Source organism: Frateuria sp. (genome assembly GCF_035944355.1).
GTDB lineage: Bacteria > Pseudomonadota > Gammaproteobacteria > Xanthomonadales > Rhodanobacteraceae > Frateuria_A.
This window is the reverse complement of sequence record NZ_DASZBH010000016.1, coordinates 317,388-339,068: the sequence shown is the minus strand read 5'-3', so window position 1 is coordinate 339,068 and position 21,681 is coordinate 317,388. Positions and strand designations below refer to the sequence as shown.

The 21,681-nt window shown below is 69.0% G+C and carries 21 protein-coding genes; 11 read left to right on the top strand and 10 right to left on the bottom strand.

Going from position 1 to position 21,681, the window contains the following annotated elements:
- The first annotated feature begins 325 nt into the window (after nt 1-325).
- The 4 genes from VGU03_RS14495 (at nt 326) to VGU03_RS14480 (ending at nt 5,596) form a co-directional block, all read left to right on the top strand.
- Nucleotides 326-877 carry a fimbrial protein gene (locus VGU03_RS14495; RefSeq protein WP_327481706.1) on the top strand — a complete coding sequence of 184 codons (552 nt, stop codon included), beginning with the start codon at nt 326-328 and terminating at the stop codon, nt 875-877.
- 72 nt (nt 878-949) lie between these two features.
- Nucleotides 950-1,696: a fimbrial biogenesis chaperone gene (locus VGU03_RS14490; protein ID WP_327481704.1), complete on the top strand. Its 747-nt coding sequence runs from the start codon at nt 950-952 to the stop codon at nt 1,694-1,696.
- Nucleotides 1,696-4,455: a fimbria/pilus outer membrane usher protein gene (locus tag VGU03_RS14485; RefSeq protein ID WP_327481702.1), complete on the top strand. Its 2,760-nt coding sequence runs from the start codon at nt 1,696-1,698 to the stop codon at nt 4,453-4,455. The genes VGU03_RS14490 and VGU03_RS14485 overlap by 1 nt, the downstream gene beginning before the upstream one ends.
- Before the next feature lie 73 nt (nt 4,456-4,528).
- Nucleotides 4,529-5,596: a fimbrial protein gene (locus VGU03_RS14480; protein ID WP_327481700.1), complete on the top strand. Its 1,068-nt coding sequence runs from the start codon at nt 4,529-4,531 to the stop codon at nt 5,594-5,596.
- Here VGU03_RS14480 and VGU03_RS14475 read toward each other — a convergent pair whose 3' ends face one another.
- Together VGU03_RS14475 and VGU03_RS14470 are read right to left on the bottom strand one after the other, a co-directional pair.
- The gene (locus VGU03_RS14475; RefSeq protein WP_327481698.1) at nt 5,597-5,905 is read right to left on the bottom strand and encodes a hypothetical protein; all 309 of its coding nucleotides are present in this window, start codon (nt 5,903-5,905) and stop codon (nt 5,597-5,599) included.
- A 346-nt stretch (nt 5,906-6,251) separates the two neighbouring features.
- A complete protein-coding gene (locus VGU03_RS14470) occupies nt 6,252-6,998 on the bottom strand; it encodes a ferredoxin--NADP reductase (RefSeq protein ID WP_327481696.1) in 747 nt (248 codons plus the stop codon).
- Nucleotides 6,999-7,189: 191 nt separating this feature from the next.
- On the opposite strand from VGU03_RS14470, the gene VGU03_RS14465 reads away from it, so the two are divergent.
- The 4 genes from VGU03_RS14465 (at nt 7,190) to dbpA (ending at nt 11,179) form a co-directional block, all read left to right on the top strand.
- The gene (locus VGU03_RS14465) at nt 7,190-8,125 is read left to right on the top strand and encodes an ABC transporter ATP-binding protein (RefSeq protein ID WP_327481695.1); all 936 of its coding nucleotides are present in this window, start codon (nt 7,190-7,192) and stop codon (nt 8,123-8,125) included.
- Nucleotides 8,126-8,218: 93 nt separating this feature from the next.
- Nucleotides 8,219-8,998 carry an ABC transporter permease gene (locus tag VGU03_RS14460; RefSeq protein WP_327481693.1) on the top strand — a complete coding sequence of 260 codons (780 nt, stop codon included), beginning with the start codon at nt 8,219-8,221 and terminating at the stop codon, nt 8,996-8,998.
- A 9-nt stretch (nt 8,999-9,007) separates the two neighbouring features.
- Nucleotides 9,008-9,727: a pseudouridine synthase gene (locus VGU03_RS14455; RefSeq protein ID WP_327481691.1), complete on the top strand. Its 720-nt coding sequence runs from the start codon at nt 9,008-9,010 to the stop codon at nt 9,725-9,727.
- 51 nt (nt 9,728-9,778) lie between these two features.
- Complete coding sequence (gene dbpA / locus VGU03_RS14450) at nt 9,779-11,179, top strand: ATP-dependent RNA helicase DbpA (protein WP_327481690.1); 1,401 nt, start codon at nt 9,779-9,781, stop codon at nt 11,177-11,179.
- Between the two features lie 7 nt (nt 11,180-11,186).
- Here dbpA and VGU03_RS14445 read toward each other — a convergent pair whose 3' ends face one another.
- Both VGU03_RS14445 and VGU03_RS14440 read right to left on the bottom strand, forming a co-directional pair.
- Entirely contained in the window at nt 11,187-11,864 is a 678-nt protein-coding gene (locus VGU03_RS14445; RefSeq protein ID WP_327481688.1) for a helix-turn-helix transcriptional regulator, read from the bottom strand.
- Nucleotides 11,865-11,866: 2 nt separating this feature from the next.
- The gene (locus VGU03_RS14440; protein WP_327481686.1) at nt 11,867-12,505 is read right to left on the bottom strand and encodes a hypothetical protein; all 639 of its coding nucleotides are present in this window, start codon (nt 12,503-12,505) and stop codon (nt 11,867-11,869) included.
- A gap of 192 nt (nt 12,506-12,697) precedes the next feature.
- Between VGU03_RS14440 and VGU03_RS14435 the strand changes: the two genes are divergently transcribed.
- A complete protein-coding gene (locus VGU03_RS14435; protein ID WP_327481684.1) occupies nt 12,698-14,062 on the top strand; it encodes a M28 family metallopeptidase in 1,365 nt (454 codons plus the stop codon).
- A gap of 75 nt (nt 14,063-14,137) precedes the next feature.
- Here VGU03_RS14435 and VGU03_RS14430 read toward each other — a convergent pair whose 3' ends face one another.
- The 5 genes from VGU03_RS14430 to ttcA all read right to left on the bottom strand — a co-directional run bounded on the left by VGU03_RS14430 (nt 14,138) and on the right by ttcA (nt 19,770).
- Nucleotides 14,138-15,541 carry a mannose-1-phosphate guanylyltransferase/mannose-6-phosphate isomerase gene (locus tag VGU03_RS14430; RefSeq protein WP_327481682.1) on the bottom strand — a complete coding sequence of 468 codons (1,404 nt, stop codon included), beginning with the start codon at nt 15,539-15,541 and terminating at the stop codon, nt 14,138-14,140.
- Between the two features lie 102 nt (nt 15,542-15,643).
- Nucleotides 15,644-16,414 carry a M48 family metallopeptidase gene (locus VGU03_RS14425; RefSeq protein WP_327481680.1) on the bottom strand — a complete coding sequence of 257 codons (771 nt, stop codon included), beginning with the start codon at nt 16,412-16,414 and terminating at the stop codon, nt 15,644-15,646.
- Between the two features lie 156 nt (nt 16,415-16,570).
- The gene (locus VGU03_RS14420; protein ID WP_327481678.1) at nt 16,571-17,488 is read right to left on the bottom strand and encodes a recombination-associated protein RdgC; all 918 of its coding nucleotides are present in this window, start codon (nt 17,486-17,488) and stop codon (nt 16,571-16,573) included.
- Between the two features lie 154 nt (nt 17,489-17,642).
- Entirely contained in the window at nt 17,643-18,842 is a 1,200-nt protein-coding gene (locus tag VGU03_RS14415; RefSeq protein WP_327481676.1) for an amino acid aminotransferase, read from the bottom strand.
- Nucleotides 18,843-18,885: 43 nt separating this feature from the next.
- A complete protein-coding gene (ttcA, locus tag VGU03_RS14410; protein WP_327481674.1) occupies nt 18,886-19,770 on the bottom strand; it encodes a tRNA 2-thiocytidine(32) synthetase TtcA in 885 nt (294 codons plus the stop codon).
- 76 nt (nt 19,771-19,846) lie between these two features.
- Here ttcA and VGU03_RS14405 point away from each other — a divergent pair, with 76 nt between their 5' ends.
- Together VGU03_RS14405 and VGU03_RS14400 are read left to right on the top strand one after the other, a co-directional pair.
- Nucleotides 19,847-20,053: a YdcH family protein gene (locus VGU03_RS14405; RefSeq protein ID WP_327472509.1), complete on the top strand. Its 207-nt coding sequence runs from the start codon at nt 19,847-19,849 to the stop codon at nt 20,051-20,053.
- Between the two features lie 10 nt (nt 20,054-20,063).
- The gene (locus VGU03_RS14400; protein WP_327481672.1) at nt 20,064-20,648 is read left to right on the top strand and encodes a GNAT family protein; all 585 of its coding nucleotides are present in this window, start codon (nt 20,064-20,066) and stop codon (nt 20,646-20,648) included.
- Between the two features lie 33 nt (nt 20,649-20,681).
- On the opposite strand, the gene VGU03_RS14395 is transcribed toward VGU03_RS14400, so the two are convergent.
- Complete coding sequence (locus VGU03_RS14395; protein ID WP_327481670.1) at nt 20,682-21,680, bottom strand: HlyD family secretion protein; 999 nt, start codon at nt 21,678-21,680, stop codon at nt 20,682-20,684.
- Nucleotide 21,681 lies beyond the last annotated feature (1 nt).

The window sequence follows — 21,681 nt, the reverse complement described above, 5'->3', positions numbered from 1 at the left end:
AAGTGCGCAAACTGTGATTGTGATCACAATGTGAAGCAAGTGACGCACAGGGGCCAGTCCGTGACTGGGGCGTCCAGGGGGAAAGGAAGCCACACCGCCTGCTCCGGGCGCATGTTTTTTGACGCAACCCCTTGCCTGCCAATCCCTTGGCGGGGCTGCGTATCCGTTGGCACAGGAATTGCGAACCAGATCACAGCAGGTCCTGAATTCACCCAGGTCTGCCAGCCACACGCGGACGGCAGCTCGAAAGCTTCTGCAGTGCCTGCACCGCATCAGGGACCACTTGTAGTCAGCCGCACCACAAAAACTTCAGAGGAAATCTGCGATGTCCAAGCGTCTTCTTTCCACCGCACTGCTTGCCGTTCTCGGCCTCGCCGCGTTCGCTCCGCAGGCTGCTCTCGCTGCGGACGGGACCGTTACCTTCAACGGCAAGATCCTGTCCTCCACCTGCACCGTGAGCAACGCGTCCGGCGGCAACGTGGCGGTCACCCTTCCCGCCATTCCCGTCAGCAGCTTTGGCTCGCAGGGCTCGGTCGCGGGCATTACGCCGTTCTCGCTGAACCTGACCGGCTGCCCGACGACGCCGTCGGGCGTGGTGGTCGGCGCCGCTTTCTCCGGCGCCAGCATCGATACGACGACCGGCGCCATCAAGAACGCGACCGGCGCCGGCAACTCCAACGTGGAAGTGCAGCTGACCAACGCGGCCGGCACCACGCCTTTCAACCTGAACACCAACCCGAACCCGGTCAACGCCACCATCTCGGCCGGCGGCACGGCGACGCTGGCCTACCAGGCCCAGTACTACCAGCCGACGTCCACGGCGGTGACCGCCGGCACGGTGACCGCGTCGGTCACCTACACGCTTACCTACAACTAAGCGAACGTCCGGCTGCCGCATTCGTCAGGATGCGGCAGCCGGCTGCAACCGGCCACACCGCAAGAGGCGCCCATGAACACCCTGACCCGTGCACTTGGCGCGGCGATAGTTGCTGTGTGCCTGTCGATGCCGGTGGCTCACGCCGGCATCGTCGTCGGCGGCACCCGCGTGGTGTTCCCCGCCCAGCAGGGCGAGGTGACCGTGCGCCTGTCCAACGAAGGCGAGCAGCCGGCGTTGGTCGAGGCCTGGATCGATACCGGCAACCAGGACTCCACGCCGGACACCGTCAGCACCCCGTTCCTGATCACGCCCCCGCTGTTCCGCATGGAACCGCACAGGGACCAGAGCCTGCGCATCCTCGCCACGCAGGGCGCCCAGCCGTTGCCGGCAGACCGCGAGTCGGTTTTCTGGTTGAACGTGCTGGAAATTCCACCCAAGCCCGCTGGCCCCCAGAAAGCCGATCGCAACTATCTGCAGTTCGCGATCCGCTCGCGGCTGAAGCTGTTCTACCGCCCGGCCGATCTGCCGGGTGATGCGCTGAAGGCGCCTGACAGGCTGGTCTTCAAGGCCGCTGCCGGCCACGAGCCGGCACTGGAAGTGCACAACCCCACGCCCTATTACGTCACGATCAGCAGCCTGTCCGTCGGCGTCGACACCAAGCCTGCCGCCGACGTCAATGGCATGGTCGCGCCCTTCGGCGACCTGCGACTGCTCCTGAAGGGCGCCGCTCGATCGCCTGGCGTCGGCACGCCGGTCGCGTTCGTCACCATCAACGACTTCGGCGCGGCAGATTCCCACAAGGGCGCCGTGGCGCCGTAATGGGTCCGCGCCGCGCCCGCTCGAGCCACCCCCCGGCGCGCCTCACCGCGCTCGCGGTGGCCTGTGGCGTGGTGCTGGCCGCCGGCCTGGGCGCATCCGGACCGGCCTTTGCCGCCGCCGCAAGCGCGACCCCCGGCGGAGCCACCGCTGCGGGCGGCGTGGCCGACTTCGACCGCAGCCTGCTGGCCGGCGCAGGCGGCAGTGCGGACCTCGCGCGCTTCGAACGCGGCAACCTGGTGTTTCCCGGCACCTACAACCTGGACGTCTATCTCGACGGCGACTGGGTCGGCCGAATGGACGTGCGCTTCGCGGCGCCCTCGCCCGATGCCAATGCCGTGCCCTGCGTCAGTGCCGAACTGCTCGACCGCATGGGGCTGGCGCCGGTCAAATCCGCCGCCGCCGCCGCTGCGCGGCTGCAGACGGCCGGCGCCTGCGTGGACCTGGCCGAGCTGATTCCCGGCGCCCGGCTGATCGTGGACATGCCCAACCTGCGCCTGGATGCCAGCGTGCCGCAGGCCTACATGAACCAGATGCCGCGCGGCTGGGTCAACCCGGCCTCGTGGAACCCCGGCGTGCCGGCGTTCCTGCTCAACTACAACCTCAACAGTTACCGCACCACCAGCCAGGGCCAGGCCCTGACCAGCACCTATCTGGGACTTCGTGCGGGCCTGAATGTCGGCCTTTGGCAGCTGCGGCAGGACAGCACCGTCACCTGGCAATCGGGCAACGCCGGCCAGCGCGCCCAGCGCCGCTGGCAGAACATCGACACCTACGCGCAACGCGCGCTGCCCCAGTGGCGCGCGGTGCTGAGCCTGGGCGACACCTTCACCGACGGCGCCGTATTCGACAGCTACGGCCTGCGCGGCGTCCGGCTGGGCAGCGACGACCGCATGCTGCCGCAGTCATTGCGCGGCTATGCGCCGGTGGTGCGCGGCGTGGCCGACACCAACGCCAAGGTCACGGTGAGCCAGAACGGCATGCAGATCTACCAGACCACCGTGGCGCCGGGCTCGTTCGTCATCGGCGACCTGTACCCCACCGGCTACGGCGGCGACCTGGTCGTGACGGTGACCGAAGCCGACGGCCGCGAGCACAGCTTCAAGGTGCCCTATGCCTCGGTGTCGCAGCTCATGCGTCCCGGCGTCACCCGCTTCGACGTCGCCGCGGGCCAGCTGCGCGATACCGCCCTGCATGACAAGCCAGGCGTGGTCCAGGTCGCGTTGCAGCACGGTTTCAGCAACCGCCTCACCGGCTACGCCGGCGTGCAGGGCTCGGCGGGCTATGCCGCGGCGCTGGTCGGCGGCGCGCTCAACACTCGCCTGGGCGCGTTGGCGCTGGACGTCACCCAGTCGCATGCGTCCATTCCCGGCAACGGCAGCTACAACGGCCGAAGCTATCGCGTCACCTACAGCAAGATCGTCCCCGCGACGAACACCTCGCTCAGCGTGGCGGCCTACCGCTACTCGACCAGCGGCTTCCTGAGCCTCAACGACGCGGCGTACGCGCGCGACTACGCACGCCGCGGACTCGATGCCCTGCAATACCTGCCGCCCGGCGTGCCGACGATCGATGGCGTGCCCATGCAAAGCCTGCTCACGCCGGCCCAGATCGCGGCCTTGACCGGAGCAGCCAACGGCGGCAACAACCCCTACGCCTCGCGCGGCCTGCTGCAGCAGCGCAACCGCTTCACCCTGACGCTCAGCCAGCAATTGGGACGAAGCGGAAGTTCGCTGTACGCCAACGCCACGGCCAGCGACTACTGGAACCACCGCGGGCGCGACACCCAGTTCCAGTTGGGCTACAACAGCCACTACCGCAGGCTGGCCTGGGGCGTGTCCGTCAGCCGCGGGCGCACGCAGTTCGGCGGCTACGACAACCAGGTGTTCTTCAACGCCAGCCTGCCGCTGGGCGACAGCTCGCACGCCCCGAGCCTCTCGTTCAACCTCACCCACGGCGACAACACCGGTTCGCAGGAGCAGACCACGCTCAACGGCACGCTGGGCCAGTGGAATCAGTACACCTATGGCGCGTCCGCCTCGCACGCTGGCGAGGGCATCGGCAATACCTTCAGCGTGAATGCCGGCTACAACGGTCCATACGCCACGCTCAACGCCAGCGTCGGCCATGGCGGCGGTTATTCGCAGGCCTCTTTCAGTGCCGGCGGCGCGGTCGTTGCGCATCAGGGCGGCATCACCTTCGGCCAGCCGACAGGCGATACCGTGGCCATCGTGCACGTGCCCGGCGCGGCCGGCGCGCACGTCGTCAATACCCCGGGACTTCGCGTGGGGCGTTCCGGCTATGCCTTGGTGCCCTATCTCGCGCCCTATCAGCTGGACACCATCCAGATCGACCCGCAGGGCCTGCCGCTGGACGTGCAGCTGGATGCCACCAGCGCAACCGTCGCTCCTTATGCCGGCGCGGTGGTGAGGGTCGATTTCAAGAGCCGCTACGGCCGCGCGCTGATCGCACGCATCCGCACGGCGGACCGCAAGGCGCTGCCGTTCGGCACCGAGGTTCGGGATGCCAAGGGCCAGGTCATCGGCACGGTGGGGCAGGGCGGGCTGACCCTGTTGCGGGTGGGCAGCCGATCCGGACAGCTCGCCGCACAGTGGCAGGAGCCTGAGGGCGCTGCGCAGGCCTGCTCGTTCGCCTACGCGGTCAACGCACCGAACCGGCCTGCGCAAGGCCAGGCCGTCATCGACGCCACCTGCGTCACGAACGCACCATCTATCCCAAAACGCAGCGGGAGCGCGCCGTGACCGGTTCCCCCGCACGCCGGGCGGCAGCCGTGCAGGCGACCACCTCACTGCGCACGATTCGCGAGCTCACGACATGCATCTGACCGTCCCCTTTGCGTCGCAGCGCGAGTCATCGGAAACCATGCGTCGGCTGTTCGGCCGGTTCTTCGCATGCCTGTTGTTCATCGGCATGGCCATCGTGCCGGGGATGGCGCACGCAACGTGTTGGTTCACCAGCGGAGCCGCGACCACCGTCACCTTCAACGCCGGCACCATCACGCTCACGCCCAGCACTCAGCTCAACACGGTTCTGTGGACGTCCAATACGGCCGCTCCCGCCAACCCACCGGTGCTGGCGTGCGATGGAAATACCAATGGCGGCATCGTCAACACCATTGCCGCATCGGCCCCGGTCAATGGGGACAACACGCTGATTCCCACCGGCATCCCAGGCATTTCCTACCGCCTGCTGCATCCGGACGCCAGCACCTTGCTGGCGCTGTATCCCAACTACCCGACCGGCAGCGGCACCTTCAGCGTCTCGTCCAACCTGCAGCTGGTCTACACCGGACCTTACCTGCCGCCCAACAACGCCACCCTGACCGGGCAGCTGTCGCAGTGGAAGATCGACATCTGCAGCAACCCAAACATTGTTTTCGGGTATTACTACCTTGGCTGCAACGGTTCCGTGTCGCCCCAGGCAGTGGAAACCTTCAACATCAACGCCAACATCGTCATCCAGGTTCCCACCTGCAACGTCGACCCGGGCTCGGTGAACAAGATAGTCACCCTGCCCAGCATCAACACCGTGCAGCTCTCCGGGCAGGGCACGACCGCGGGCAGCACGCCCTTCAGCCTGCAATTGACCAATTGCCCCAACAACCTGGGTGTCTTCATCACGCTCAGCACCGCCAATCCGCAACCCGGCGCTGCCGGCGTGATTGCGCCCACGACGGGGGCGGGCTATGCGGGCGGCGTCGGTGTGCAGATCCTCAAGGCCGACGGAGCCACGGCCGTCACCTTCGACACCCCCTTCGGCACGGGCACCACTTCGTCCAGCGGCTACGTCATCAACCTGTACGCCCGCTATTACCAGACGGGCGCGGCCGTATCGGCCGGCACGGTGAAGGGCATCGCCACTTACACGCTGAACTACCAGTAGCTATTCGTACGTCTGCGTCACCATGCGCGCATCGGCTGCGGACATGGAGGCGCGATAGCCAACGAAGTACCGCAATAGCGGGCTCCCGGCAGCCTTCGCCTCGTCAAGACGCACCACCGAAAGTTGGTACATGGAGGCATCGGAAGGGTCCGTCCCTTGCGATCGGCCGCCACACGCATACGTGCGGCTGGCGATGGCCTCGCCATCGGCTTGCGCCACATCGACCGCTGCGGTGCAGGTGGGCATCACGATGGCGCCGCTGAAGGTTATCCGGCCACTGGCGGCGCGCGCACCCGGGGCGCCGAGCATCGCCAGGATGCTCAGGGCGCAGGCCAACCAACGGTGCCCACCATGCATAGCCATTCCCTCCCGGCACACGAAAACGTGCCGGCCTGAAGGTGCTTTCGGCGGCGTCCGCGTGGCCTTTATGGCGCGCGGCGGACTTCCGTCTGAAAGCGCGAACACCGTCACACTTTTGACGGCTTCCCTTTCGGAGACGGTTTAGCGCATGGGCGGTGAGCAGCGTGCGTGCGCTGCCCGGGTACTTATCGACGTGGTGGAAACAAACTTGAAGCCAGATCGCCAGGACCCGTCAGGGACGCACAGCGGCCTCGCGCGCGCCTGCGATCTTTGAGGTCGCGCCGGCGAAAAGATATCAACGCGAGCTGATGTACTTCTCCCGCCGGATCTGCGCCACCGGCAGGCCGTAGTCCTTCAGTGCGGTAAACGCGGCATCGACCATGTTGGGGTTGCCGCACAGGTAGGCGATGTCGCGGTCGGGATGGGGGCCAAGCTCGGCCAGGACGGTTTGCACGTGGCCCTGGCGGTCGTGCGGACGGGGTTCGGCGCGGGGCTGGCGGCTCAGGCAGCCGTGGAAAGTGAAACCGGGGTTTTCGCGGGCGAAGGCTTCGAACTCCTCGCCGTAGAGCAGCTCGGCCTCGCTGCGTGCGCCATAGAGCAGGACCACTTCGCGCCCGCCCTGGGCGAGCAGTTGGCGGATCTGCGGCAGCATGGCGCGGTAGGGGGTGACGCCGGTGCCGGTGGCGAGCAGCAGGTAGCGCGGGTGGGTGTCGCCCGGATGCAGGCAGAAGCGCCCGTACGGGCCGCTCGCCTCGATGGTTTCGCCCGGTTGCAGGTTGCCCAGCAGCTTGGTGGCGGCGCCGCCTTCGACGTAGCTCACCGCGATCTCGATGCGCATGGCCGGCGAGCTGCCGTCGCCGACGGTGGCCACCGAATAGCTGCGCTTGGTCGCCGTGCCGTCGTCGTAATGGAAGTGCACCTGCAGGAACTGGCCCGGCTGGAACGCCAGCGGCTGGCCGTCGACGCGCTCGAACACCAGGTGGCGCACGGTGGGGGCGAGCATGAAGCTGTCGACGAGACGGAGCGTGAAGTGGTCGGCCATGAGGATTCCGAAGGGAGGCGCACGCCCGGCGTGCGCGGGCGGCATGAAATGGCCCCGTATAATAATGGGCTGGCCGAAACGTTGAGCAACGGCGGGCCGCCCGCGGTGTCGCGCCGCTCGGGCGCTTGATCCCCCGCCGTCGCGCCCGCACGTAGCGGGCTTCGTGCCGTCCCTCCTTGCCAAGGCCGCCCATGTCCCCTGTTCCCGCCCTCGTCGTCGACAACCTGCGCAAGACCTACGGCAACGGCGTCGAAGCCCTGAAGGGCATCTCGCTGACCGTGCAGCAGGGTGATTTCTTCGCCTTGCTCGGCCCCAACGGTGCCGGCAAGTCCACGCTGATCGGCATCCTCTCCTCGCTGGTCAACTCCACCGGCGGCGACGCGCGGATCTTCGGCGTGTCGGTCAACCGGCAGCGCAACGAGGCGATGAAGCTGATCGGCCTGGTGCCGCAGGAGATCAACTTCAACCAGTTCGAGAAGCCGTTCGACATCTGCGTCAACGAGGCGGGCTTCTACGGCATCCCGCGCAAGATCGCGGCGCAGCGCGCGGAGAAGTACCTCAAGGAGCTGCGCCTGTGGGACAAGGCGCAGCATCAGGCGCGCATGCTCTCCGGCGGCATGAAGCGGCGCCTGATGATCGCCCGCGCGATGATGAACGAGCCCAAGCTCCTGATCCTGGACGAGCCCACCGCCGGCGTGGACATCGAGATCCGCCGCTCGATGTGGCAGTTCGTCAGCGCCATCAACGCGGCCGGCACCACGGTGATCCTCACCACGCACTACCTGGAGGAAGCCGAGCAGCTGTGCCGCAACATCGCCATCATCGACCACGGCACCATCGTGGAGAACACCACCATGAAGCGGCTGCTGGCGACGCTGGACGTGGAGACCTTCGTGTTCGACGTGGCCGGCGTGCCGAACACGCTGCCCGCGATGCCTGGTGTAGGCCTGCGCCGCGTGGACGACTACACGCTGGAGGCGGAGATGTCGCGCGAGCACGACCTCAATTCGCTGTTCGCCGCGCTCTCCATGCACGGCATCACGGTCAAGTCGATGCGCAACAAGACCAACCGGCTGGAGGAGCTGTTCGTGCGGCTGGTCGAGGGTGGGCGCGCGCACGCCGCCTGAAGGCTCCCTCCCCCCCGGCGATGCCGGGGGAGAAGGAGAAAAAAACAAACCCCCTCTCCCGGTTTCGCGGGCAGAAGAAGCAAAGGGCAAAGCATGAGCAACACCACCACCAATCTGGTCGCCCTCCACACCATCGTGCGCCGCGAGATCGTGCGCATCATGCGCATCTGGACGCAGACGCTGATCCCGCCGGCGATCACCATGACGCTGTACTTCGTGATCTTCGGCAAGCTGATCGGCAGCCGCATCGGCACGATCCAGGGCGGCTTCACCTACATGCAGTACATCGTGCCGGGGCTGGTGATGATGAGCATCATCACCAACAGCTACGGCAACATCTCCAGCTCCTTCTTCGGCGCCAAGTTCAGCCGCGCGGTGGAGGAAATGCTGGTCTCGCCCATGCCCAACTGGGTGATCCTGCTCGGCTACGTCGCCGGCGCGGTGACCCGCGGCGTGGTGGTGGGCGTACTGGTGCTGCTGATCGCGCTGTTCTTCACCTCGCTGCACGTGGCGCACCCGCTGGTGACCCTGGGCTCGGTGCTGCTGGGCTCGGCGATCTTTTCGCTGGCCGGCTTCGTCAACGCGGTCTACGCCAAGAAGTTCGACGACATCGCGCTGGTGCCGACCTTCGTGCTCACGCCGCTGACCTACCTGGGCGGCGTGTTCTACTCGGTCAACATGCTCGCCGAACCGTGGCAGGCGATCTCGCGCGCCAATCCGATCCTGTACATGGTCAACGCCTTCCGCTTCGGCGTGCTGGGCATCAGCGACGTCAACGTGGGCGTAGCCTTCCTGGTGATGCTGGCGTTCGTCGCGGGTCTCTCCATCGTGGCGCTGCAGTTGCTCAGGCGCGGAGTCGGCCTGCGTTCCTGAGGCGAGCCGATGCGCGTCAACAAGTACATCAGCGAAGCCGGGCTGTGCTCGCGCCGCGAGGCGGACGAGCTGCTGGCGGCCGGGCGCGTGACCATCAACGGCGAGGTGGTGGGCACGGGTGCCAAGGCGCTGGAGGGCGACGAGGTACGGGTCGACGGCGAGATCGTCAAGGCGCGCATCCTGGCCGCCACGCCGGCGGCCAAGCGGGCCACCTACATCGCGCTGAACAAACCGGTCGGCGTCACCTGTACGACCGACCAGGGCGTGGCGGGGAACATCGTCGACTTCGTCGACCACGCGCAGCGGATCTTTCCGATCGGCCGGCTGGACAAGGATTCCGAGGGACTGATCCTGCTCACCAGCAACGGCGACATCGTCAACGAGATCCTGCGCGCGGAGAATCGCCACGAGAAGGAATACCTGGTGGCGGTGAACAAGCCCGTGACCGACGAGTTCCTCGCCGGCATGGCGCGCGGCGTGCGCATCCACGGCCAGATGACCCTGCCCTGCAAGGTGCGCCGGATCGCCCGGTTCGGCTTCGCCATCGTGCTGACGCAAGGGCTCAACCGGCAGATCCGCCTGATGGCCGCGGCCTTTGGCTACCGCGTCACCCAGCTGCGCCGCGTGCGCATCGTCAACGTCAGGCTCGGGCATCTGAAGCCTGGCCAGTGGCGCAACCTCACCGACGCCGAGCTCAAGGGCCTGCTGCCCGGCCGTACGCAGTGGTGATCTGCGCATGAGCGGGCGCCGGGCGGGCCGGCGCGCGTGCGATCATGCCGCATGACCTCGTTCGATACGCTCCCGCTCAAGCCCGCCCTGCTCGCCAGCCTCGACACGCTCGGCTACGCCACGATGACCCCGGTGCAGTCGCAAAGCCTGCCGCCGATGCTCGAAGGGCGCGACGTGACCGTGCAGGCGCAGACCGGCAGCGGCAAGACCGCCGCGTTCGGGCTGGCGCTGCTGCAGGCGGTCGAGGTGGAGACGATCCGGCTGCAGGCGCTGGTGCTCTGCCCCACGCGCGAACTGGCCGACCAGGTCAGCAAGGTGATCCGCAAGCTGGCCGCGGCCATCCCCAACGTCAAGCTGCTGACCCTGTGCGGCGGCATGCCGCTGGGCCCGCAGCTGGCCTCGCTCGCGCACGATCCGCACATCGTGGTCGGCACGCCCGGCCGCGTGCAGGAGCATTTGAAGCGCGGCAGCCTGCACGGCGGCGGCGTCAAGGTGCTGGTGCTGGACGAAGCCGACCGCATGCTCGACATGGGCTTTGCCGAAGCGATCGACGACATCGTCAGGCGCATCGCCAAGCACCATCAGACGCTGCTGCTGTCGGCCACCTATCCGGAGGAGATCCGCGCGGTGAGCGGGCGGCTGCAGCGCGAGCCGGTGGCGGTCACGGTGGTCGCAGAAAACACGGCGCAGCCGGCGATCGAGCAGCGCTTCCACGAGGTGGAGCCGGCGCGCAAGACCGACGCGCTGGCGCAGGTGCTGGCCGATACGCGCCGCCCCGCGGCCACCGAGGGCCACGAAGGCGCGCTGGTGTTCTGCAACATGCGCCGCGACGTGGACACGGTGGCGCAGGAGCTCGACCGCCGCGGCTTCTCCGCGCTCGCGCTGCACGGCGACATGGAGCAGCGCGACCGCGATGAGGTGCTGGTGCGCTTCGCCAACCGCAGCTGCACCGTGCTGGTGGCCACCGACGTCGCCGCGCGCGGACTGGACATCGCCGCGCTGCCGCTGGTGATCAGCTACGACGTCGCCCACGACCCGGACACGCACACCCACCGCATCGGCCGCACCGGGCGCGCGGGCCAGAGCGGCCTGGCGATCACGCTGTGCACGCCGCGCGAGCGGCCCAAGGCGGAGAACATCGGACTGGCCAGCGGCGCGCCGCTGCCGTGGCATCCACTCAAGCTCGCGCCGCCGCGCGGCAAGACATTGCAGCTGGCGCCGATGAAGACTCTGGTGATCGACGCCGGCCGGCAGGACAAGCTGCGCCCAGGCGACATCCTCGGCGCGCTCACCGGCGAGGCCGGGCTCGCCGCCAGCGAGATCGGCAAGATCGACGTGTTCGCCACGCGCGCCTACGTCGCGATCAGCCGCGCGCAGGCGAACAAGGGGCTGGAGCGGCTGCGCGCCGGGCGCATCAAGGGGCGCAACTTCCGCGTGCGGCCGCTGGGCTGATACCCGGCTAGGAAGGTTGCCCGTCCTGGGCTTCCGCGGCCGCCGCCTGGTGCCGCGGTTCGCCCACGCGGAAGCGGCAAACGTGGCCGCCGCGGACGATGCATTCCATGTGGTGGATGCGCCGCCCGCTGACCGCCTCCATATAGGCCAGGTCGAACTTGCATACCTGCGGCACGCTGCGCGCCAACGCATGGAACACGCAGTTGAACGCCTCCACGTGCTGCTCCTGTCCATGCCGCGCCACCACCGCCTCGTAGCCCAGCGCATCGAGCTGGCCGGCCAGACGCTCTGCCACTTCGGCTGCGCTGGCCTCGGCGGGCGGCGCCACTTCGTGGCTGCCCAGCGTGCGGCCCAACTCCTGCAGCGTCGCTTCCAGTTCGGCCTCCCCATAGCGCTCGCGCAGTTTGGACAGGAGCGCGGTGCTCAGCAGGCCGTAGTTGCGCGGGAACAGCGCCCGTCCGCCTTCGGTGAGGCGGAAGCGCGCCTGTGGCCGACCGCCAGTGGGCCGCACCTGCCCGCGCTCGACGTGGCCGCGCGCGAGCAAGGCGCTCAGGTGCTGGCGCACCGCGTTGTGGCTGATGCGCAGGCGCTCGCACAGCTGCTCCACCGAGCAGCCCTCCGGCGCCATCAGCAACTGGCGCAGCAGGCGCTGCTGGGTGGAACCGAGCCGGGCGAGCGCACCCATGCTCAGCTGGCCTTGGCCGGGAACTGCTTGGCGATGCCTGCCGCCAGCGCGTCGGAAATCGTGTCCATGTGCGCCTGCATGGCCTGCCAGGTGGCCGCTTCGCCCTTCATGTCGCCGGCCATGATCTGCTGGATCTGCGTGGCATGGTGCGCCACGTGGGTGGCCAGCAGGCCCTGCAGGGCGCTTTCGGGCAGGTTCGGGTTGGCGCCGGCGAGGAACTTGGCGATCTCGCTGGCGTTGGATTGCAGCGTGGCCATGGCCTTGTTTTCGGCAGCCTTGTCGTTGGCGGCACGCGCGTCGGTCAGCGCCTTGACGCCACCCCAGTGGCCGGCGAGCAGGTCGAGCATGCGTGCGCCGGCGGCCTTGCCGTAGAAGCCGCCGACCGCGTCGGCGATCTGCTTGGCATTGGCGACCACCGCGTCGGCCGCGACCTTGGCCTTGGCCGCGTCGTGGGCGTGCACGGCCAGCGCGTAGTCGCGCGTGTGCACGACGTGGCCGTGCCACAGCGAGCGCAGGGCGGCATCGAGCTTGGGTGCGGCCGGCATGGCGGCAGTGTGGGTGGACGGCATCTCCATGGCGGGCGCCACGCCGGTGAAGGCGCAGGCGAGAACCAGGGCGAGCAGGCAGGTGGATGTCTTCATGGCGGGTCTCCAGAGGGCGTCGCGGCTGCGACCGGGGCAGTCTGGAAGGTTCCGGTTTACGCGCAATGGAGTTATGTGTAAAGCCCATGCATGCTCGATCCGTTGGCCGCGCCAGAGCCTGCGCCGGGTTTGCGTACCGTACGCGACCGGGAGGGCGCGGTAAGGTAGGTGTCCTACGTCGGACATCCGCCCATGTCGCTCGCCCGCCTCCTGCCTGCCCTCGTCCTGCTTGCCTCCAGCGGTGCGGCCCTGGCCGCCGAGGTGCCCGCCCAGCCCGCCGAGCACCCCGAACTGCATGCGCTGGCCAGTGCGCCCAGCGAACAGGAACTGCGCGCCACGATCACCGCGCTGGTCGGCTTCGGCACCCGCCACACGCTCTCGGACACCCGCTCGGACAAACGCGGGATCGGCGCCGCGCGTCGCTGGGTCCAGACGCGTTTCGAGCGGATCGGGCGCGACTGCGGCGGCTGCCTGCAAATCCTCACGCCCTCGCAGGAGTTCAGCGGCGAGCGTGTCCCCAAGCCAGTCGAGGTCATGGACGTGGTCGCGATCAAGCGCGGCACCGGCGATCCGGACCGGATGATCGTGATCACCGGGCACCTGGACTCGCGTGCCAGCGACGTCATGGATGCCCGCCACGACGCGCCCGGCGCCAACGACGACGCCTCCGGGGTGGCCGCGCTGATCGAGGCGGCGCGCCTGCTCTCCAAGCAGGACAACCGCGCCACCCTGGTCTTCGCCGCGCTCTCGGGCGAGGAGCAGGGCCTGTACGGCGGCAAGGTACTGGCCGATTACGCCGTGGCGCACGGCTGGCGGGTGGAGGCTGAGCTCAACAACGACATCGTCGGCAACAGCCGCGGCCAGAACGGCGTGCGCGACAGCACCGTGGTGCGCGTGTTCTCCGAGGGCACCAAGAGCAACGAGACGCTCGAGCAGGCGGCCTATCGCCGCTATCACGGCGGCGAGGTGGACTCGCCCTCGCGCAACCTGGCCCGCTACATGGAGCGCCTGGCCGACAGCTACCTGCCCGACTTCCGCGTGCGGATGGTCTACCGCACTGACCGCTACGGCCGCGGCGGCGACCAGGTGCCCTTTCTGCAGGCTGGCTTCCCCGCCGTGCGCGTCACCGAAGGCCACGAGGACTACACCCGCCAGCACCAGGACCTGCGCCCGGGCTACGGCGACACCCTCGACGGCATCGACTTCCGCTACCTGGCCCGGGTCACCGCGCTCAACGCCATCACCCTGGCGAGCCTGGCCCGCGCCCCCGCGCCGCCCACCGGCGTGGACATCAAGGGCGCGCTGGCCACCGACACCACGGTGATGTGGCACAAGGTGCCCGGCGCCGCCGGTTACCGCGTGCACTGGCGCGACACCACCGCGCCGCAGTGGCAGCACGCGCGCGTGGTCGGCGACGTGGACCATGCAGTGCTGCAGGACGTGGTGATCGACGACTGGTTCTTCGGCGTGTCGGCGGTGTCGGCCGACGGCTACGAGAGCCCGGTGGTGTTTCCGGGAGACGCCGGGAGTTTCGAGCGTTCGCCTGGGGCGCGGTGACGGCGTGCGCGAAGAACGCGCCCGTCCTGCCTTGCGGGCACCTCCCCCACGTTCGCGGGGGGAGGAACAAGGGCTTCAGCCACGCCCGTAGACGTCCTCGAAGCGCACGATGTCGTCTTCGCCCAGGTAGCTGCCCGATTGCACCTCGATCAGCTCCAGCGGCAGCCGGCCGGGGTTCTCCAGCCGGTGCCTGACGCCCAGCGGGATGTAGGTGCTCTGGTTCTCGGCGAGGGTGAATACTTCCTCGCCGCGGGTGATGCGCCCGGTGCCCGAGACGATGATCCAGTGCTCGGCGCGGTGATGGTGCATCTGCAGGCTCAGCGAAGCGCCCGGCTTGACCGTGATGCGCTTGACCTGGAAGCGCCCGCCGACGTCGATCGAATCATAGCTGCCCCAAGGCCGGTAGACCTTGCGGTGGCTGGTCGGCTCGCTGCGGCCTTCGGCCTTGAGCCTGCCGACGATGCCCTTGACGTCCTGCACGCGGTCCTTGTGCGCGACCAGCACGGCGTCGGCGGTGTCGACCACCACCACGTTATCCAATCCCAGCAACGCGAGCAGCCGGCCGTCGCCCCAGGCCAGCGTGTTGCGGCAGTCCTGCGCCAGCACGTCGCCGTGGTGGGCGTTGCCGTTGCCGTCCTGCTCGGCCACTTCCCATAGCGCCGACCAGCTGCCGAGGTCGTTCCAGCCCACGTCGATGGGCAGCACGGCGGCCGCGTCGGTGTGCTCCATCACTGCATAGTCGATCGAGTCGGACGGACAGGCGGCGAAGGCCGCCTTGTCCAGCCGCACGAAGTCCGCATCGCGCGAGGCGCCCGCCAGCGCCGCGCGGCAGGCGGCCAGCATCGCGCTCTGCTGGCGTTCCAGCTCGGCCAGGAACACCGAGGCGCGGAACAGGAACATGCCGCTGTTCCAGAAGTATTCGCCCGAATCCACGTAACCCTTGGCGGTGGCCTCGTCCGGCTTCTCCACGAACTGCGCCACCGCGCGCACGCCATCGGCCAGCGCCGCGCCGGCGCGGATGTAGCCGTAGCCGGTCTCGGGGCCGGACGGCACGATGCCGAAGGTGACCAGCCGGCCCTGGCTCGCCGCCGGTTCGGCCTGCCGCACCGCGGCCTGGAAGGCCGGCGCGTCGGTGATCACGTGGTCGGAGGGCAGCACCAGCAGCAAGGGATCGGCCCCCTCGCGCATCGATTGCAGGGCGGCCACGGCGATCGCCGGCGCCGTGTTGCGCCCGACCGGCTCGAGCAGGATCGCCGAGGGCACGCAGCCGACCTGGCGCAGCTGCTCGGCCACCATGAAGCGGTGCTCCTCGTTGGCCACCACCATCGGCGCGGCGGAGGCCAGCGGCGCGATGCGCTGCCAGGTCGCCTGCAACATGGTGTCCTTGCCCACCAGCGGCAGGAACTGCTTCGGATAGGCCTCGCGCGAGAGCGGCCACAGGCGCGTGCCCGAGCCGCCAGAAAGAATTACCGGGATCATGCCGTCTCCTCAGGGCCCCGCCACACGCTGGACGGTGCGGCGGGAGTGGCGCAAGGCCGGCATTATCGGCCGATCGGCCGCATAGCGGAACGGCGCCGTCCCTCAATCGGCCACGTCGGCCACCAGGCGGTCCAGCTCGGCCTTGAGCGAGGCGCCGTTGACGCGCAGCCAGTCGCGCTGTTCGCGCCAGTTGGGAAACAGCGTGGCCACCAGCGCCCAGAAGCGCGGCGCGTGGCTGCGTACCTTCAGGTGGCACAGCTCGTGTGCCAGCACGTAGCGCAGCGCGGCCGGCGGCGCCAGGGCGAGGGCGAGGTCCAGGTTGATGCGGTCGCGCGTGTCCAGGCTGCCCCACAGGCTTTTCATGGGGCGGATGCGCAGCGAGGTCGGCGCCAGGCCCAGCTGCGGCACGTACCCGGCCATCCAGCGCGCCACGTCGCGGCGCATCTGCGCCTCGAAATGCGAGGCCAGCAGGCCGCGCGCCACCGGCAGGGCGCGCGTGTGCGGCCGCGGAATCACCAGCGTGAGCCCGCCGTCGAACGACTCCACCCGCGGATACGGGCCCTCGGCCCAGTCCAGCAGCGTGGTTTCGCCACGCAGCGGGAATTGGGTGGCGTGCCCCACGCGCAGCGGCGGCAGCGGCTTGACGATGAGGTTGAGCTCGTCGAGCTTCTTTTCCAGCCAGTCGGCGTGGCTGCGCAGGAAGGCGCTGACCTGCGAGGGATGGGTGCCGTCCGGATACGAGACCCGTGCCCCCTTGGGCGTGACCGTCAGGCGCAGCCGCCGTGCACGCGGATGGGCGGCCTTGAGCACCCGGATGGTGCTGCCGCTCGCCGTTGCCAGTTCCAGCCAGTCGCCTTGAAGTTGTGCTGCCATGATCCGCGCCCGTGGGTAGAGCATAACCTTGCAACGGGGGGTGTGAGGAAAGGGTTGGAGGCCGGATCGGGCGCGGCTGATTTCACGCCGCATTGAGACTCGCCTTTGGCCGATCCTTCCCCCGCGAACGCGAGGGGAAGGATCGCCACTTGGGCTTCAGGCGTCCTTGGGCCGCGGCAGGCCGAACCACTCCTCCAGCTTGCCCAGCAGGCGCTCGACTTCCAGCGTGAACAGGGCGAAGCGGGCGTCGAGTTCGGCGGCGGCGTCCGGGGCGCTGTCGGCGAGCTCGTCGAGCACCACGTCCAGCAGCTTGAGTTTGCGCAGCACCAGGTCCTCGCCCAGCACGAAGCTCAGGCGGTCGTCGAACACGAGGCCCAGCTGGAACACCTGTTTGCCGTTGCGCAGGTGCTCCTTGATCTCCTCGCTTTCCAGATCCTGCCTGCGGCAACGGGCGATGGCGCCGGTGTTGCTGCCGGCGTCGCGCAGCTCGACCTCATCGCCGAGGGCCAGGCCGGCCGGCAGGGTGCCGTTGGCGAGCCAGTCGGTCATCAGCACGCGCGGGCCTTCCTCCGGCGCCAGCGGCACGGCGGGAAAACTGCCCAGCGCCTCGCGGATCTGCGTCAGCGCGTTCTCGGCCGACTTGCGGCTGGCGGTGTCCAGCACCAGCCAGCCATGCTGGCGGTCGACATAGGCGGACATGCGCGAGCTGCGCACGAAGGCGCGCGGCAGCAGTTCGTTGAGCAGGTCCTCCTTCATGCGCTTGCGCTCACGCCCGCCGACCTTGCGGCCTTCTTCCTCGGCGATCTTCTGCACGCGGCGGTGCAGCTCGTCATTGACCACGGCGGCCGGCAGCAGCTTGTCCTCGCCGCCCACGGAAACCCAGGTGCAGTGCTTGACCGCGTGGGTGAGCGCGGCTTCCTCGCCGCGGCCGATCGGCGGCACGAAGCCCTTGGTGAACAGCTCCAGCGGACCGCAGGGGCGCAGGCGGTGCTCGCCGAGGGCCTCGTCCAGGCGGGAAAGGTCCTCGGCGACGGCGGGGGAGAAACGGAACAGCGTGAGGTTGCGGAAGAACATGAAAGATCCGGTTGGGGGCTTGCGCTTCGATCGAGCGGCCCTTCGACGTCGGCCCTGCGGGCCTGCGCTCGGGGCGAACGGTCGAGGTTATCCGATAGCCGTTGGCGCTGGGTCGAAGCGCAGCGAAGTCGAAGCGCTCGCGGGATGTGGAGAATTAACGGCTCACCGCAGCCACGGCCGCGGCGACGGTTCCGAGGTTGCCGCGGTTGAGCGCGGCCACGCAGATGCGGCCGGTGGAAAGCGCGTAGATGCCGTACTCCTCGCGCAGCCGCTCGACCTGGGCACGCGACAGGCCCGAGTAGGAGAACATGCCGGCCTGCCGTTGCACGAAGCCGAACTGCGGCGCGCCGTGCGCGGCCAGCTTCTCGACCAGCCCGGCGCGCATCGCATGGATGCGCTCGCGCATCTCGGCCAGCTCGGCCTCCCACAGCGCGCGCAGCTCGACGCTGCCGAGCACGCCGGCGACCAGCGCGCCGCCGTGCGTGGCGGGGCTGGAATAGTTGGCGCGGATGGTCTGCTTCATCTTCGAGCGCAGACGCGCGGCCTCGTCGCGGTCGGCGCCGACCAGCGACAGCGCGCCCACACGTTCGCCGTACAGCGAGAACGACTTCGAATACGAACTGGCCACCACGAAGGCCTCGATGCCGGAGGCGCCGAACAGCCGGATCGCCGTCGCGTCGGCGTCGATGCCCTCGTCGAAGCCCTGGTAGGCGATGTCGATGAAGGGCAGCAGCCTGCGCTCGCGCACCAGGTCCACGACCTGCTGCCACTGCTGCGCGTCCAGGTCGACGCCGGTGGGGTTGTGGCAGCAGGCGTGCAGCAGCACCACGGTGCCGGGCTCGAGCCTGCCGAGGTCTTCCAGCATGCCGGCGAAGTCCAGGCCGTGCGTGGCCGGGTCGTAATAGCGGTAATCGGTGATCTCGAAACCTGCGTTGCCGAACACCACGCGGTGGTTTTCCCAGCTCGGGCTGCTGATCGCGATGCGCGCTGCGGGCAGCGCCTTCTTCAGCAGGTCGGCGCCCACGCGCAGCGCACCGCTGCCGCCGATGGTCTGCGCCGTGGCCACGCGGCCGGCGGCCAGCAACGGGGATTCGGCGCCGAACAGCAGCTGCTGCGAAAGCGTGTCGTACGCGGGCAGGCCGTCGATCGGCAGGTAGCCGCGCGGCTTGGCGTCGGCGGCCAGCGCCTGCTCGACCTGCCGCACCGCCTTGAGCAGCGGGATGCGGCCCTGCTCGTCGACGTAGATCCCCACGCCCAGGTTCACCTTGTGCGGGCGCGGATCGGCCAGGTAGGCCTCGGTCAGTCCGAGGATCGGATCGCCCGGGGCCATTTCAACTGAAGCGAAGTGGGACACGACTTGGGCTCGCTCTGGAAAGTGAAGGTGAAGGGGTGGACGTCTAGGCGCCAGCGTCGGTTTCCGGCTCGCCGGCGAGCCAACCATGGACGTCGGCGCGCGCCGCGCCCGTGCGCGCGCCCAGCGCGGCGAAGTCGAACAGCTTGCGGTCGGCCAGCTGCGAGGGCGCCACGTTGCCCAGCGCACGGAAAATGCTCTCGCAACGACCCGGATGCTGCGCATCCCAGTCGGCAAGCATACGGCCGATCGCCTTGCGCTGCAGGTTCTCCTGCGAACCGCACAGGTTGCACGGGATGATCGGGAAAGCCCGTTCCTGCGCATAGGCGGCGATGTCGCTCTCGCGGCAATAGGCCAGCGGCCGGATCACCACGTGGCGGCCGTCGTCCGAGAGCAGCTTGGGCGGCATCGCCTTGAGGTTGGCGCCGTGGAACAGGTTGAGGAAGAACGTCGCCAGGATGTCGTCGCGGTGATGGCCCAGCGCGATGCGCGTGATGCCGTTCTCCGCCGCCCAGCGATACAGCGCGCCGCGGCGCAGCCGCGAGCACAGGCTGCACATCGTCCTGCCTTCGGGCACCACCCGCACGACGGTGGAATAGGTGTCCTGCTCGATGACGTGGAACGGCACGCCGCGCGCGCCGAGGTAATCGGGCAACACGTGTTCAGGAAAACCCGGCTGCTTCTGGTCCAGATTCACCGCGATCAGCTCGAAGCGCACCGGCGCCTTGGCCTGGAGCGAGAGCAGGATGTCCAGCAGGGTGTAGGAATCCTTGCCGCCGGAGAGGCAGACCATCACGCGGTCGCCCTCTTCGATCATCTGGTAATCGGCGATCGCCTGGCCGACCTGGTGGCGCAACCGCTTGGCCAGCCGCGCGGCCTCATGGGCCCGCTTGCGGTCGAGGCGGGATTCGGGACAAACGGGGGAGGACATGGCGACATTGTACCTTGCCCACTAGCGCAGCCCCGCGGCGTACACTGGCCGCCTGTTCCGTCCGCCCTCGTCCGTCATGCAGGTACAGGACCCCATCCAGATCGCCCGCCGCCTGGCCGAACTGCGCCAGGAACACCGCGACCTGGACGCAGCGATCGGCCACATGGCCACGCACCCGGCGCGCGACGAGCTGCAGCTGACCCGGCTGAAGAAGCGCAAGCTGCTGCTCAAGGACGCCATCGCCCGGCTCGAAAGCAAGCTGATCCCCGACCTTGACGCCTGAACCGATGCCCATGCCACCGACGCTGGAGGACGCCTATGTCGCCCTCGAGCCGCTGCACCCCGAACACGTCCCCGCGCTGGAAGCGGCCGCCGCCGACGGCGAGCTCTGGAAGCTGTGGTTCACCTCGGTGCCCGCGCCGGGACAGATGACGGCCTACGTAGAGAAGGCGCTGGCCGGCCAGCGCGAGGGCCGCATGCTGCCGTTCGCGATCCGCGAGAAGCGCACCGGCGAGCTGGTCGGCAGCACGCGCTACTACGACATCGTCAGCGATCCGCCGCGCGTGGCGATCGGCTACACCTGGTATGCCCGGCGCTGGCAGAAGAGCCACGTCAACACCGCCTGCAAGCGGCTGCTGCTGGCGCATGCGTTCGAGCGGCTCGGCTGCGTGGCGGTGGAGCTGCACACCGACGGGCGCAACCTCGATTCGCAGCGCGCGATCGAGCGGCTGGGCGCGACGCGCGAAGGCGTCTTGCGCGCGCACAAGCGCCGTCCCGACGGCAGCCTGCGCGACACGGTGTGCTATTCGGTGCTCGAACGGGAGTGGCCGGACGTATCACGCTGGCTGGAGCTGCGGCTGGCGCGGCTGGCCGGCTAAACGACCTCGGCGGCACTCCCCGGCGCGTCCGCGCTAGCGCGGATGCACCTCGATCGTCGCGGTCATTCCCGCCGCCAGCACCATCCCCTGCGGCACCGAGGCCGGGTCGATCGCGATGCGCACCGGCACGCGCTGCGCCAGCCGCACCCAGTTGAAGGTGGGGTTGACGTCGGCAAGCAGGTCGGCGCCCGCCGGATTGTCGCGGTCGGTGATGCCGTGGGCGATGCCGGTGATGGTGCCCTTCAGGCGCACGCCGCCGGCCATCAGCCGCACGTCGACCGGATCGCCCACGCGCAGCTGCGGCAGCTTGGTTTCCTCGAAGTAACCGTAGAGGTAGTAGCCGTGCGCGTCGATCAGCGCGAGCCGCGCCGCGCCGGTGGCGGCGTAGTCGCCCACGCGCACGTCCAGGTTGGTGACGTAGCCGTCGACGGGAGCGCGCACCTCGGTGCGGGCCAGGTCGAGGTCGGCGCGGTCCAGCGCCACCTGCGCCTGCTCCACCGCCGCCGCGGCCTGCTCGCGCGCGGCGCTGGCCTGGTGGCCGCCGGCCTGCGCCTGCTGCCAGCTGGCGCGCGCGGCGCTGGCGGTGGCGGCGGCGTCGTTGCGCGCCTCCTGCGAGATCACGTTGCCGATCTGCTGGCGCCGCGCGGCCTGCTCGGCATACATCTGGTATTCCTCCTGTTTTGCCTTGGCGCTGGCCAGCGCCGCGCTGATGTTGGCGCCGGCGGCGCGCGCGCTGGCCTCGGCGGCGGCCAGGTTGGCCTGCGCCTGCGCCTGCGCGTTGCGGAAGCGCGCCTGGTCGATCACGAACAGCACATCGCCCTTGCGCACGAACTGGTTGTCGGTCACCGCCACGCGGTCGACCAGCCCGGACACGTCCGGCGCCACCCGCACCACCTCGGCGCGCACGCGGCCGTCGCGCGTCCACGGCGCGTACAGGTAGCGCTTCCACAGCGCGTGGCCGAGCAGCACGGCAAGCACCACCACCGCGGCGGTGATCAGGAATCTCAACAAGGAAGCGGCTTTCGTGGGCATG

Excerpts from the sequence above, each read along its gene's own strand:
- ttcA (WP_327481674.1), bottom strand. The coding sequence starts at position 19,770 with ATGTCCTCCCCCGTTTGTCCCGAATCCCGCCTCGACCGCAAGCGGGCC.
- VGU03_RS14485 (WP_327481702.1), top strand. The coding sequence starts at position 1,696 with ATGGGTCCGCGCCGCGCCCGCTCGAGCCACCCCCCGGCGCGCCTCACC.
- VGU03_RS14470 (WP_327481696.1), bottom strand. The coding sequence starts at position 6,998 with ATGGCCGACCACTTCACGCTCCGTCTCGTCGACAGCTTCATGCTCGCC.
- VGU03_RS14480 (WP_327481700.1), top strand. The coding sequence starts at position 4,529 with ATGCATCTGACCGTCCCCTTTGCGTCGCAGCGCGAGTCATCGGAAACC.
- VGU03_RS14425 (WP_327481680.1), bottom strand. The coding sequence starts at position 16,414 with ATGGCAGCACAACTTCAAGGCGACTGGCTGGAACTGGCAACGGCGAGC.
- VGU03_RS14400 (WP_327481672.1), top strand. The coding sequence starts at position 20,064 with ATGCCACCGACGCTGGAGGACGCCTATGTCGCCCTCGAGCCGCTGCAC.
- VGU03_RS14435 (WP_327481684.1), top strand. The coding sequence starts at position 12,698 with ATGTCGCTCGCCCGCCTCCTGCCTGCCCTCGTCCTGCTTGCCTCCAGC.
- VGU03_RS14445 (WP_327481688.1), bottom strand. The coding sequence starts at position 11,864 with ATGGGTGCGCTCGCCCGGCTCGGTTCCACCCAGCAGCGCCTGCTGCGC.
- VGU03_RS14475 (WP_327481698.1), bottom strand. The coding sequence starts at position 5,905 with ATGCTCGGCGCCCCGGGTGCGCGCGCCGCCAGTGGCCGGATAACCTTC.
- VGU03_RS14405 (WP_327472509.1), top strand. The coding sequence starts at position 19,847 with ATGCAGGTACAGGACCCCATCCAGATCGCCCGCCGCCTGGCCGAACTG.
- VGU03_RS14490 (WP_327481704.1), top strand. The coding sequence starts at position 950 with ATGAACACCCTGACCCGTGCACTTGGCGCGGCGATAGTTGCTGTGTGC.
- VGU03_RS14440 (WP_327481686.1), bottom strand. The coding sequence starts at position 12,505 with ATGAAGACATCCACCTGCCTGCTCGCCCTGGTTCTCGCCTGCGCCTTC.
- VGU03_RS14420 (WP_327481678.1), bottom strand. The coding sequence starts at position 17,488 with ATGTTCTTCCGCAACCTCACGCTGTTCCGTTTCTCCCCCGCCGTCGCC.
- dbpA (WP_327481690.1), top strand. The coding sequence starts at position 9,779 with ATGACCTCGTTCGATACGCTCCCGCTCAAGCCCGCCCTGCTCGCCAGC.
- VGU03_RS14495 (WP_327481706.1), top strand. The coding sequence starts at position 326 with ATGTCCAAGCGTCTTCTTTCCACCGCACTGCTTGCCGTTCTCGGCCTC.
- VGU03_RS14395 (WP_327481670.1), bottom strand. The coding sequence starts at position 21,680 with ATGCCCACGAAAGCCGCTTCCTTGTTGAGATTCCTGATCACCGCCGCG.
- VGU03_RS14430 (WP_327481682.1), bottom strand. The coding sequence starts at position 15,541 with ATGATCCCGGTAATTCTTTCTGGCGGCTCGGGCACGCGCCTGTGGCCG.
- VGU03_RS14460 (WP_327481693.1), top strand. The coding sequence starts at position 8,219 with ATGAGCAACACCACCACCAATCTGGTCGCCCTCCACACCATCGTGCGC.
- VGU03_RS14465 (WP_327481695.1), top strand. The coding sequence starts at position 7,190 with ATGTCCCCTGTTCCCGCCCTCGTCGTCGACAACCTGCGCAAGACCTAC.
- VGU03_RS14455 (WP_327481691.1), top strand. The coding sequence starts at position 9,008 with ATGCGCGTCAACAAGTACATCAGCGAAGCCGGGCTGTGCTCGCGCCGC.